At 65.8% G+C, this 11,885-nt stretch carries 14 protein-coding genes; 10 read left to right on the forward strand and 4 right to left on the reverse strand.

Annotated elements, in window-relative coordinates; translation table 11 throughout:
* Positions 1-5 precede the first annotated feature (5 nt).
* The 8 genes from ACZ2HM_RS10670 to ACZ2HM_RS10705 all read left to right on the forward strand — a co-directional run bounded on the left by ACZ2HM_RS10670 (position 6) and on the right by ACZ2HM_RS10705 (position 6,162).
* Positions 6-1,520 carry a Ppx/GppA phosphatase family protein gene (locus tag ACZ2HM_RS10670; RefSeq protein WP_470425194.1) on the forward strand — a complete coding sequence of 505 codons (1,515 nt, stop codon included), beginning with the start codon at positions 6-8 and terminating at the stop codon, positions 1,518-1,520.
* Between the two features lie 46 nt (positions 1,521-1,566).
* Positions 1,567-2,241: a queuosine precursor transporter gene (locus tag ACZ2HM_RS10675; protein ID WP_470425195.1), complete on the forward strand. Its 675-nt coding sequence runs from the start codon at positions 1,567-1,569 to the stop codon at positions 2,239-2,241.
* A gap of 107 nt (positions 2,242-2,348) precedes the next feature.
* Positions 2,349-3,266, forward strand: coding sequence for an acetylglutamate kinase (gene argB / locus ACZ2HM_RS10680; protein ID WP_037473279.1), 918 nt, complete (start codon positions 2,349-2,351; stop codon positions 3,264-3,266).
* A gap of 98 nt (positions 3,267-3,364) precedes the next feature.
* Complete coding sequence (locus ACZ2HM_RS10685; RefSeq protein WP_150125798.1) at positions 3,365-3,679, forward strand: YggT family protein; 315 nt, start codon at positions 3,365-3,367, stop codon at positions 3,677-3,679.
* A complete protein-coding gene (locus tag ACZ2HM_RS10690; RefSeq protein ID WP_470426842.1) occupies positions 3,676-4,002 on the forward strand; it encodes a DUF167 family protein in 327 nt (108 codons plus the stop codon). Before ACZ2HM_RS10685 ends, ACZ2HM_RS10690 begins: the two co-directional genes overlap by 4 nt.
* Positions 3,999-4,892 carry a bifunctional methylenetetrahydrofolate dehydrogenase/methenyltetrahydrofolate cyclohydrolase FolD gene (gene folD, locus ACZ2HM_RS10695; RefSeq protein ID WP_470425196.1) on the forward strand — a complete coding sequence of 298 codons (894 nt, stop codon included), beginning with the start codon at positions 3,999-4,001 and terminating at the stop codon, positions 4,890-4,892. The genes ACZ2HM_RS10690 and folD overlap by 4 nt, the downstream gene beginning before the upstream one ends.
* Positions 4,889-5,545 (forward strand): Cif family virulence factor, encoded by a 657-nt coding sequence (locus tag ACZ2HM_RS10700; RefSeq protein WP_470425197.1) that lies wholly within the window; start codon positions 4,889-4,891, stop codon positions 5,543-5,545. The genes folD and ACZ2HM_RS10700 overlap by 4 nt, the downstream gene beginning before the upstream one ends.
* Positions 5,542-6,162, forward strand: a complete 621-nt coding sequence (locus ACZ2HM_RS10705) for a MarC family protein (RefSeq protein ID WP_037473284.1) — start codon at positions 5,542-5,544, stop codon at positions 6,160-6,162. The genes ACZ2HM_RS10700 and ACZ2HM_RS10705 overlap by 4 nt, the downstream gene beginning before the upstream one ends.
* Positions 6,163-6,220: 58 nt before the next feature.
* Here ACZ2HM_RS10705 and fixJ read toward each other — a convergent pair whose 3' ends face one another.
* From fixJ to ACZ2HM_RS10720, 3 genes are read right to left on the reverse strand one after another with little or no spacing between them, the layout of a single operon-like run.
* Positions 6,221-6,844 (reverse strand): response regulator FixJ, encoded by a 624-nt coding sequence (gene fixJ, locus ACZ2HM_RS10710; protein ID WP_470425198.1) that lies wholly within the window; start codon positions 6,842-6,844, stop codon positions 6,221-6,223.
* Entirely contained in the window at positions 6,841-7,992 is a 1,152-nt protein-coding gene (locus ACZ2HM_RS10715; protein WP_470425199.1) for a sensor histidine kinase, read from the reverse strand. The genes fixJ and ACZ2HM_RS10715 overlap by 4 nt, the downstream gene beginning before the upstream one ends.
* Positions 7,993-8,012: 20 nt before the next feature.
* A complete protein-coding gene (locus ACZ2HM_RS10720) occupies positions 8,013-8,828 on the reverse strand; it encodes a universal stress protein (RefSeq protein ID WP_470425200.1) in 816 nt (271 codons plus the stop codon).
* Positions 8,829-8,943: 115 nt separating this feature from the next.
* On the opposite strand from ACZ2HM_RS10720, the gene ACZ2HM_RS10725 reads away from it, so the two are divergent.
* A complete protein-coding gene (locus tag ACZ2HM_RS10725; protein ID WP_037473292.1) occupies positions 8,944-9,306 on the forward strand; it encodes a hypothetical protein in 363 nt (120 codons plus the stop codon).
* Positions 9,307-9,325: 19 nt separating this feature from the next.
* Positions 9,326-9,823 (forward strand): GNAT family N-acetyltransferase, encoded by a 498-nt coding sequence (locus ACZ2HM_RS10730; protein ID WP_470425201.1) that lies wholly within the window; start codon positions 9,326-9,328, stop codon positions 9,821-9,823.
* A 9-nt stretch (positions 9,824-9,832) separates the two neighbouring features.
* Here ACZ2HM_RS10730 and ACZ2HM_RS10735 read toward each other — a convergent pair whose 3' ends face one another.
* Entirely contained in the window at positions 9,833-11,686 is a 1,854-nt protein-coding gene (locus ACZ2HM_RS10735; RefSeq protein WP_470425202.1) for an ABC-F family ATP-binding cassette domain-containing protein, read from the reverse strand.
* Positions 11,687-11,885: the final 199 nt, after the last annotated feature.

Genomic DNA, 11,885 nt, shown 5'->3' on the forward strand with positions numbered 1-11,885 from the left:
CCCTCATGAACTCGATGCTCAGCCGGGTCCGTGCCGCTGCTCAGACCATGGCGACCTCGCCCCAGCCAGCCACCGCGCGCACCGCGATCATCGATATCGGTTCCAACAGCGTGCGCCTCGTCGTCTATGACGGGCCACGGCGGCTGCCCTTCATCCTGTTCAATGAAAAGGTGATGGCGGGACTGGGCGCCTCGCTCGCCCGGACCGGCCGGATCGAGGAAGAACCGATGGAGCGCGGCCTGCGCGCGATCGGCCGCTTCGCCCATCTGTGCCAGGATATGAAGGTCGCCCATATCCGCTGCGTCGCCACGGCGGCGGTGCGCGATGCGACCAATGGCGACGAATTCATCACCCGCGCCGCCGCCATGGGCCTGACCGTCGAAATATTGACCGGCGCGCAGGAAGCGATCGGCGCGGCCATGGGTGTGCTGTCGGGCATTCCGGGCGCAGACGGCATCGTCGGCGATCTGGGCGGCGGCAGCCTGGAACTGGCCCGGATTCGCGACGGCGCGGTCGAACAGACGATATCGCTGCCTTTGGGCGTCCTGCGCCTGCCCGCCATCCGCGCCAAGGGGCCGGGCGCGCTGGAACGGCGGGTCAAGGCGATGATGGAGAAAGCGGGCTGGCAGCCTGAACCGGACCTGCCCTTCTATCTGGTCGGCGGATCGTGGCGCGCGCTGGCGCGGTTCGACATGCAATTGACCAATTTCCCGCTGCCCGTCGTCCATCAATATGAAATGACCGCCGCGCGCGCCGAACAATTGACCCGCATCGTCTCGCATGTCGGCCGCGCCCGGCTCAAAAGCATCCCGGCGATGAGCGGATCGCGCATCCCGACCCTGCCCAATGCCGCGGCCCTGCTGTCGGTCGTGGTGCGGCAATTACGGTCGAGCCGCCTTATCGTGTCGGCCTATGGCCTGCGCGAAGGGCTGCTCTACGAAGACCTGCCCGCCGACATTCGGCAGGATGATCCCCTGCTGGTCGCGGCCGAAGCGGAAGGGGAGGCGCAGTCGCGCTTCCGTGGCCATGGCGACCGGATCGAACGCTGGATCGCGCCGCTCTTTCTGGACGACAGCGCCGATCTGCGCCGCATCCGCCGCGCCGCCTGCCTGCTCGCCGATGTCGGCTGGCGCGCCAACCCCGATTTCCGCGCCGAACGCGGGGTGGAGATAGCCCTGCACAGCAATTGGGTCGGCATCACCGCAGCGGAACGCGCGATGCTGGCGCAGGCGCTGCACAGCAATTTCGGTGGCGGCCTGTCCACCCCGCTCGGCGTCGAACAACTCGCTTCGCCCGAAGCGCTGCACCACGCCGCGCTATGGGGGCTCGCGATCCGCCTGGCGCAACGTCTGTCGGGCGGTGTCGAGGGGCCATTGAACCTGTCGCGGCTGGCACGCGAAGGCGACCTGCTCACCTTGTCGCTGCAACAGGAAGACGCCGAATTGTTCGGCGAAGCCGTGGAACGCCGCTTGCGCCACCTGGCCCAGGCCATGGGCGTCAAATATCAACTGACCGCCTGACCCGCGCCATCTTTCCCACGTCCGCAAATAGGGCTAAGGGCCAAGGATGACCACCTCCCCCGCGCTGATCAGCCGCTCGCTCTTTTCCTTCGCGATCTTTTATGGCGGCATGGTCTGCATCGCGGGCGTGCTGGGTAACAAGCAGGTGACGTTGGGGCCGATTTCCGCGCTTGGACCTATGGTCGGCTTGGGACCGCTGGCGGTCGAGGCGGGCATCTTCGCCTTCCTGCTGCTGGTGACGATTTCCAGCGCGGTGGCCGAACTCCATGGCCGCGCGGTCGCCAACCGGCTGGTGCAGATCGGCTTTCTCCCGCTCATCGCCTCGATCCTGCTGTCGATCATCGTCCTGTCGGTGCCCGCGGCGGACGACATGGACCCGGCCCGTGCCGAAGCCTTTGCGATGATGATGGGCGGCACGCCGCGCATCTGGCTCGGCGGCATCATCGCCTATGGCATTTCGCAGACGCTCAACGTCACGCTCTTCGCGGCGCTAAAGGGGCAGGAGGGCAGCCGGATGCTCTGGCTGCGCGCCGCCGTCGCCAGCATCCTCTCGCAAATCGTCGATACGCTGCTGTTCGTCTCGATCGCCTTTTACGGCATCTTCCCGATCGGCGAACTGCTGCTGGGGCAGATGCTCGCCAAGGTCGTGCTGTCCGCACTGCTCGTCCCGCCGGTCATCTATCTGCTGGTGGGCCTTGGTCGGCGGCTCGATCGCGCCTGAGGGGTGACACTTCGATTAGTTAGCTAACTAATCAAAATCGAAAAACACGCGACCCTTGTCCGGGTCGCTGTACGGTCCCGGCCTTGCGATACCCCCGCTTAGGGCTTATGCGCCCGCGCATGAACAGCAATCACGCCCCCGATCCCGCGCTCCTCGCCAAGGCCGAAACCCTGGTCGAAGCGCTGCCCTATATGCAGCGCTATGCGGGCAAGACCTTCGTCGTCAAATATGGCGGCCACGCCATGGGCGACCCCGAAGCCGCGCGCGACTTCGCCGAGGATGTGGTGCTGATGAAGGCGGTCGGCATCAATGTCGTCGTCGTCCATGGCGGCGGGCCGCAGATCGGCGCGATGCTCAAGAAATTGGGCGTCGAATCGGAGTTCGTCGGCGGCCTGCGCGTCACGGATGCTGAAACCGCCAAGATCGCCGAAATGGTGCTGGCCGGCTCCATCAACAAGGAAATCGTCGGCTGGATCGCCGGCGCAGGGGGCCGCGCTGTCGGCATTTCGGGCAAGGACGGCAACCTCATCCTGTGCGAAAAAGTGCTGGGCAAGCGCGAGGCCGACCCCAATTCGGGGATCGAGCGCAATGTCGACCTGGGCTTCGTCGGTGACCCCGTGAAGGTCGACCGCCGCATCCTCGACACGCTGACGCAGGACGGCATCATCCCCGTGGTCGCCCCCGTCGGCATCGGCGCGGACGGCCATACCTATAACGTCAATGCCGACACGATGGCGGGCGCGATCGCCGCCGAACTCGGCGCATCGCGCTTCTTCCTGCTGACCGATGTCGCGGGCGTGCTGGACAAGGACAAGAACCTCCTGACCGACCTCGACCCGCAGGGGATCGAAGTCCTGCAACAGGATGGCACGATCAGCGGCGGCATGATTCCCAAGCTCGAAACCTGCGTCCGCGCGGTCGAGGGCGGGGTGGACGCCGCCGTCATCCTCGACGGTCGGGTACCCCACGCGATGCTGCTGGAAATCTTCACCCGCCGCGGCGCAGGCACGCTGATCCGGCGCTAAGGGCGCGTGCTGCCGCTTGTGGACGGCCTGCCGCCTGCGCTAAAGCATAGACCGAAGAACCCGCCCCCTGTGGCGGGTGACCAGCGGAGAACGATAGCTTGTACGAACTTCTGAACGCCCTCAACGGCATCGTCTATATCGTGCTGGAAGCGGTGTGGTGGATCATCATCGTCCAAGCGGTGCTGAGCTGGCTGATCGCCTTCAACGTCATCAACACGTCCAACGAATATGTGCGCAACGGCCTCTACGCGCTCGATCGCATGACCGAGCCGCTCTATCGCCCGGTGCGTAAGGTGCTGCCGGATCTGGGTGCGCTCGACCTGTCGCCGATGGTCGTGCTGCTCGCGGTCATCATCCTGCAGGGGCCGGTGCGCGAAAATCTGTTCGGGGCGCTGATGCGCGCGACGATCTGACCGCGGTCTGGTCGCTGGCGGGCGATGATCTGCTGCTCGCCGTCCGGCTGACGCCGGGCGCTAAGAAAGATGCGATCGGCGGTGGCTGGACGGACGAGAAGGGCGCGGCCTGGCTCTGTGCCCGCGTGCGCGCCGTGCCCGAAAAGGGCCGCGCCAATGGCGCGCTGATCGCGCTGCTGGCCAAGGCGCTCGATTGGCCCAAAAGCGCGATTTTACTGGAATCGGGCGACACCAACCGGCTAAAGCGGCTGCGAGTACGGGATGGGGCGGATGCTGCGGCGCGCCTCACCACCATCATCGACATATGGGTGCAAGCGACATGACCATCGGCAAGATCATCGACGGCAAGGCTTATGCGGCGGGGCTGCGCGACACGGTGGCCGAGGGCGTCGTAGCTTTCTCGGCGCAAACCGGGCGCAAGCCGGGCCTGGCCGTCGTGCTGGTGGGCGAAGACCCGGCGAGCAGTGTCTATGTCCGGTCGAAGGGCAAGATGACCGTCGCGGTCGGCATGGAAAGCTATGAATTCAAACGCCCGGTTACCATCGGCCAGGACGACCTGCTCGACCTGATCGCGGAACTCAATCAGGACGACCGCGTCGACGGCATCCTCGTCCAGTTGCCCTTGCCCGACCATATCGACGAAGCCAGCGTCATCGCCGCGATCGACCCGGCCAAGGATGTCGATGGCTTCCATGTCGTCAATGCCGGCCGACTGGCGACGGGGCAGGAGGCGCTGGTCCCCTGCACGCCGATGGGCTGCATCATGCTGCTGAAGGACGAACTTGGCGACCTGTCGGGCCTGGAGGCGGTCGTGGTCGGCCGCTCCAATATCGTCGGCAAGCCGATGGCGCAGCTGCTGCTCGCCGAAAGTTGCACCGTCACCATCGCCCACAGCCGCACCCGCGACCTTGCCAGCATCGTCCATCGCGCCGACATCGTCGTCGCTGCCGTCGGCCGCGCCGAAATGGTCAAGGGCGAATGGATCAAGCCCGGCGCGACCGTGATCGACGTCGGCATCAACCGCGTCACCGATACCGAGGATGGCAAGAGCCGGATCGTCGGCGACGTCGCCACCGCCGAAGCGCTCGCCCATGTCCGCGCCATCACGCCCGTCCCCGGCGGCGTCGGGCCGATGACGATCGCCGTGCTGCTGCGCAACACGCTGGTCGCCGCCCATGCCCGCGCGGGGCTGCCCAAGCCGGAGGGCTTGTGAGGGCGCGCGCCGCCCTCCTGACGCTTAGCGCGCTGGCGCTGCTCGCGGTGCCAGTCTCCGCCCGCCCGCCGCTGCGCTTTCAGCCTGACCCCAGCTCGGTCATCGCCGCCGAAATCGCCTTCAACCGGCTGGCGAAGCAGAAGGGGCAATGGACCGCCTTTCGCGACACCGCCGCCGATGACGCCGTGATGGTCGCGCCGCAGCGGGTGCTGGCGAAGGACTGGCTGAAGGGCCGCGCCGACCCGCCTGCGCCGATGACCTGGTCCCCCTCGATCGTCTATGTCGGATGCGATGGTGGCCTCGCCGCCAGCACCGGCAACTGGACCGCCACGGACGGCACCGTCGGCTATTTCACGACCATCTGGCGGCGCGACAAGAAGGGGCGGTGGGAATGGATCTTCGATCACCGCGCCCCGTTGGCCAGCCCGCGCGAGGCTCCTGAATTTATGACCGGCAAGGTCGCGACCTGCAAGCGGCCGCCGCGTCCCGATGGACCGCCGCCGGGTAAAAACGACCTGCCCCCGCCGCCCGACGACAGCCTGCTCTGGAGCGCTGACGTCGCCGCCGATGGCAGCCGCACCGTCAATGTGCAAATATGGAATGGCAGCGGCTATGATGCCGTCATAGCGGACAGGGTAGGGGCCGGATCATGATCGAATTATTCCTGTCGGCCTTCGTCACCCTGTTCGTGGTGATCGACCCGCCGGGCTGCGCGCCCATCTATGCCAGCCTGACCGGCGAGGCGAGCGCCGCCGAACGGCGCGCCATGGCGATCCGCGCAGTCGGCATCGCCGCCGCCATCCTGCTGGTCTTCGCTTTGTGGGGCAAGCAACTGCTCGGCGTGCTGGGCATCGAACTCGACAGTTTCCGCATCGCGGGCGGCATCATGCTGTTCATGATCGCGATGGACATGGTCTTCGAAAAACGCACCCAGCGGCGCGAGGACCGGGCGCAGAAGCTCACCGACGAAGAACCCCATGTCGAGGATGTGTCGGTCTTTCCGATGGCCATGCCGATGATCGCCGGACCAGGGTCGATCGCCACGGTGATGCTGCTGATGTCGCGCGCCCACGATCTGACCGAGCGGATGGTCGTGCTGGGCGCTGTGCTGTTGACGCTGGCGCTGATGCTCGGCGCGCTGCTCGCGGCGGGGCCGCTCATGGCACTGCTCGGCCGCAAGATCGAAGCGGTGATCACCCGGCTGCTTGGGGTATTACTCGCCGCCCTGGCCGCCCAATTCGTAATCGACGGCCTGAAAGCGAGTTTCTAAAAATTCCTCTCCGGTCAGAGGAGGATTTTAGTTCATGCGGCCTGGCGCTTGGATTGCCCTATCCCACCGGTGCCCCTTCGACAGCGTGAAAAGCGATGCGCAGCGCTTCGGCGAGGCTTCGGACTTCCAGTTTCTGCATCAAATTGGCGCGGTGAATTTCGACGGTGCGGGGGCTGATGCCGAGGTCATAGGCGATGGTCTTGTTGGGCAGGCCTTCGACCAGCCCGTCCAGCACTTCGCGTTCGCGGTCGGTCAGGATGTTGAGGCGGGCCTGCGCCTCCTGCGCCCGCGCGCCGACCCCGCGCGTGGCGATCGACTGTTTGCGGGCCGATTCGATGCAGGCGAGCAGAGTCGCTTTTTCGAAGGGCTTTTCGATGAAGTCGCTCGCGCCCGCCTTCATCGCCGCGACGGCCATGTCGATGTCGCCATGGCCGGTCATGATGATGACCGGCAGCATGATGCCGCGCGCGCGCAATTCGCGCTGCACCTCCAGCCCGTCCATGTCGGGCATCCGCACGTCGAGCAGAACGCAACCCTGCGGCAGCGTCGCAGCAGCCTTCAGGAAGGGCAGTCCGCCTTCGAAGACCTGCACCGCAAAGCCGCTGGTCTTGAGCAGGAAGGAGAGCGAGCGGCGGATCGCGTCGTCATCATCCACGACATAGAGGGGATAGGGTTCGGTCATGATAGGTCGTCCGCCCGGTCCAAAGTGAAATGAAAGGCGGTGCCGCCCCATTGCGAGGGCGTGGCCCAGATGCGCCCGCCATGGCCTTCGACGATCGTCTGGCTGATCGACAGGCCCACCCCCATACCATTGGCCTTGGTGGTGGTGAAGGGGGTGAAGAGCGTGCGCGACATGCCGGGGTCAAGGCCGGGGCCGCTGTCGGCGACGACCACCTCCACCTTGCCATCGTCGGCGGGCGCGGCGCTGAGGCGCAGGATGCGTGCCGGGCTATCCTGCATCGCGTCCACCGCATTGCGAACGAGGTTGATGATCACCTGCTGCAACTGCACACGATTGGCCAGCACCAGATCGACTTGGCGGTCGACCTGCACATCCATGTCGATGCCGCGGCTGTCGGTGCCGATGAAGGCCAGCGCCGCGCCTTCGGCGAGCAGGCTGCGCAGCGGTTCGGGCTGGCGCAGGGTCTCGCCGCGCTTGATGAATTCCCGCAGCGACCGAATGATCTCACCCGCGCGCAGTGCCTGGCGCGCGCTTTCGTCCATCGCTTCGCCCAGCATGGCGCGGTCTAGGTCGCCGGGCGCGGCGAGCAGGTCGCGGCCGGCCTCCATGTAATTGGCGATAGCGGTCAGGGGCTGGTTGAGTTCATGCGCCAAGGCGGAGGCGAGCGTGCCCATCGCGGTCACCCGCCCGGCATGGGCCAGTTCAGCCTGCAAATCGGCGACACGCCGTTCGGCCTGCTGCCGTTCGGTCAGGTCGCGGATGAAACCGGTGAAGAGGCGCTGGCCCTGATCATTCACTTCCCCGACCGACAATTCGATGGGGAAGGTAGATCCGTCGCGCCGCCGCGCGGCGGTCAGGCGGCCGATGCCGATGATCCGCTTTTCGCCGGTGTCGATATAATGGCCGATATAGCCGTCATGCCGCTCGCGATCGGGCGAGGGCATCAGCATCGAGATATTCTCGCCCAGCACGTCGGCTTCGCTATATTGGAACATGCGTTGCGCCGCGGCGCTGAACGACACGATGCGCCCGCGCATGTCGATGACGATCAGCGCATCGGGAATGGTCGCCAGGATGGACCCTAGCAAAGCCTGTTCCAGACTGTGCGCGTCGGTCAGCGCATCGCTTTCATCATCCGCTACAGCCATGCGCCGACCATGACCCCCTTTTAGTGCGCCAGCAAGAGGGGGACGCGCGTATCGCGCAGCATGGCACGGGTGACGCCGCCGAATACCAGTTCGCGCCAGCGGCTATGGCCGAATGCGCCCATGACGACCCAGTTCGCCGCCAGCATGCCGATCGCCTCGCGCAGCGCCACGTCCACCGCCCGGCCCTTGCGCGGCCAGCTATGCAGTTGCGCCTTGATGCCGTGGCGGGCGAGATATTCGGGCGCGGCGGTCGAAGGAAATTCAGCTTTGTCGGCTTCCTCCACGGACACGATCTCCACCGCCTGCGCCAGTTGCAACAGCGGAACGGCAGCGCGCAGGGCGGCGCAGGATTCGGGCGACCCGTCCCAGGCGACCAGCGCGGTGCCAGTGACGGCAAAACCCTTGCACGCCTGCGGCACGGCCAGCACTGGCGTCCGCCCGCCCAGCGCCAAGTCAGCGACGATCGGCAAGGGATCGGACAGATGGACCCGCCCGCCTTCGGGTAGGGTCGCGACGATCGCGTCGCTCAGCCGCGCGGCGGAGAGCAGGCCCGCGACGCTGTCGCCGTCGATCTGCCGCCAGTCCCAGGCGATATCCTCCTGCCCCAACCGCGCCTCCATCTTGGTGCGATAGGCTTCGTCAATCTCATGCAGTTCGGCCGCGATCGAGGGGGCATAGCCCGCGCCGCCATAGACATCGGCCGCGACCAGGTCGGGCAGCGGCGTTACCTGGACGCAATGGACATGGGCATCGCAGGCGCGGGCGAGGTCGCAGGCGGCCTGCAGGCGGCTGTCCGCGCCGACATCATCATGAATATGCAGCAGGATCGATTTCATCGCACGTCTCCCGGCAGGGTTTATCGCCCCTTGATGGCTAGGCGTCCCCCGGCGCGCGCACCATCAGGGATAGTCCTTATAGAATTTTGCGCGCCTAAATCCGATTCATTCCGGCATGACGTGGACCACGATACGCCTGGAGCTGGCCAGTTCCCCTGCTTTTCCCAAGGGGTCGGTGGCGCGCAGCTATGTGCTGCGGCTGCCGCTGGGAGAGGATGGCGTGATCGACGAGCCAGCCTATCGCGCCCATCCCGAACTGGCGACGGTGCGGCGTTTCTGGCCCAACGAACCCGACCGGCACGGCAGCCTGCTGCGCACGGCGGAAGGCTGGGCGCTGGCCTATGCGCCGGGCAAGGAAGATGACGAACGACTGTTCCGGCTGGATGCGCAAGCGATCCGGGCGGGCAATATGATCACCCTGATCGAACCCGATGGCGCTGCCCTGCCCTTCCTGGTGAAGGCGTTGGCGGCGGCCTGAATGCAAAAGGATAGTGTTGATGATCGCGCTTGAAACCCGGTACGGCTTTCCCTTCACGGTGCGCCCGGCCACCCATGATGATGAGGTCGCACTCGCCGCCTTCTTCGACGAAGTATCCGACGAGGACCGGCGGTTCCGCTTTCTGAGCGCGGTGCGCCATGTCAGCCCGGCGCAACTGCATGACATTACTGCGTTCGAGCATCACCGGCATGAAACGGTGCTGGCGTTCGAGCCGAGCGGCGCGACGATCATCGCGGCGGCAACGCTGGCAGCGGACAAGGCAGGCGACATTGGCGAGGTCGCCATTTCGATCCTGCCCGAATTGAAGGGCAAGGGTATCGGCTGGACCCTGCTCGACCATATGGCGCAGGAAGCGCGGCATTGGGGCATCAAGAAGCTCCAGTCGATCGAGAGCCGTGACAATCATGCCGCGATCTCGCTGGAACGGGAAATGGGCTTTACCGCCCGTGCCGTCGAGGGCGATCCGGCGCTGATGCTGCTGGAGCGCTGCTTCTAAAGCGCCGGGTCAGCCCGCTTCCAGCGCGGCGCCCGCTTCCATCCACACTTCCTCGGCGGCGGCGAGTTTCTTTTCGATTACGGCGCGCTGGACCATCAGGTCGCTGGTCTTGGCCGTTGCTTTGGCGGGGTTGGCGAGCGCGGCGTCGATGCGGGTGCGTTCGGCGGCGAGTGCGGTCATTTCGCGTTCGGCCTTGTTGACCGCGTTCTTGAGCAGCTTCTGCTTTTCGCGCCATTCGGCGGCGGCCTTCTTGTCGGCCTTGCGATCGACCTTGGGGGCGTCGCCGCTGCTGCTGTTGCCGTCGGCCTTGCGCAGGATGATGTCGGTATAATCGTCAAGGCTGCCATCGAACGGCTGGGCGGTGCCGTTATCGACCAGCACCAGCCGGTCGGCGACCAGTTCGATCATGTGGCGGTCATGGCTGACGATCACCACGGCGCCCGAATAGTCGTTCAGCGCCTGGACCAGCGCTTCGCGGCTGTCGACGTCCAGATGGTTGGTCGGTTCATCGAGGATCAGCATGTGCGGCGCGTCGCGGGTTATGAGCGCCAGCGCCAGGCGGGCGCGTTCGCCGCCGGACATGGAGCCGACCTTCTGCACCGCGCGCTCGCCGGAAAAGCCGAAGCGGCCGAGTTGCGCCCTGACGGCACCGGGGGTCGCGCCCTTCATGACACGGGTCATATGTTCGAGCGGCGTGTCGGTGACGTCCAGCTCTTCCACCTGATATTGGGTGAAATAGCCGACATTCATCTTCGGGCTGCTGGCCATTTCACCCTCCATCGGCGCGAGTTGCGCGGCGATGAGGCGGGCCAGCGTCGTCTTGCCGTTACCGTTGCGGCCCAGCAGCGCGATCCGGTCATCCGGGTCGATGCGCATGTTGATGCGGCGCAAGATCGGCGTGTCGCCATAGCCGACCGAGGCCATGTCCATGGTGATGAGCGGCGGGCGCAGTTCGGCGGGGCTGGGAAAACCGAAATGAAGCGTCGGATCTTCAATCGCGGCGGCGATCGGCTGCATCCGGGCCAGCGCCTTGGCACGGGACTGGGCCTGTTTCGCGGTCGAGGCACGGGCGGAGTTGCGGGCGACATATTCCTGCAATTTCTCGCGCTCGGCCTGCTGCTTGGTGCGGGCCGATTCGAGCTGGGCCAGCCGTTCGGCGCGCTGCCGTTCGAAGGCGTCATAGCCGCCGGGATAGAGGGTGACCTTTCCGCCTTCGAGATGCAGGATATAGTCGACCACATTGTTGAGCAGGTCGCGTTCATGGCTGATGACGACCACGGTGCCGCGATAGGCTTTGAGGAAATTTTCGAGCCAGAGCGTCGCTTCGAGATCGAGATGGTTCGAGGGCTCGTCAAGCAGCAGCAGGTCGGGGTTGGAAAAGAGCAGCGAGGCAAGCGCCACGCGCATTTTCCAGCCGCCCGAATAGCTGTCGAGCGGGCGGCCCTGCATTTCCTCGTCAAAGCCAAGGCCCACCAGGATGCGGGCGGCGCGGGCGGGCGCGGTGTAAGCGTCGATCGTCGTCAGCCGCTCATAGATATGGCCGAGGCGGTCGGGATCTTGCGTATGCTCCGCCTCTTCCATCAGCGCGGCGCGTTCCTTGTCCGCCTCCAGCACGGTTTCGAACGGGGTCGCGGTGCCAGACGGGGCTTCCTGCGCGATATAGCCAAGGCGCGTGTCGCGCGGCATGTCGCAACTGCCTTCGTCCGGGTCGAGCTGGCCGATCATCACCTTCATCAGCGTGGACTTGCCAGCGCCATTGCGGCCGATGAGGCCAACGCGCGACCGGGGCGGCAGCGCGGCGGCGGCACGGTCAAGGATGATGCGGCCGCCCAGGCGCACGGTGATGGCATTCAGATTAAGCATGGCGCGCCCCTAGCATGGGTGTGCGGTGCAGCAAAGGCAGGAAGCGGCGTTTTGCAAGGGCTCGGCCGGTTGCGAAGTATACAGTGTCGTGGCCGACGCAAAAGCGTGGGGACAGACGGGTGGCGCGGATTTCGCAATAGGAGAATTTTTGCGAAGTGGGTGGGCGTGCGGAGGGCGGGCCGCATGGTGGGGGAAGGTG

The sequence above is a fragment of the Sphingobium sp. KKT206 genome, from assembly GCF_055640555.1.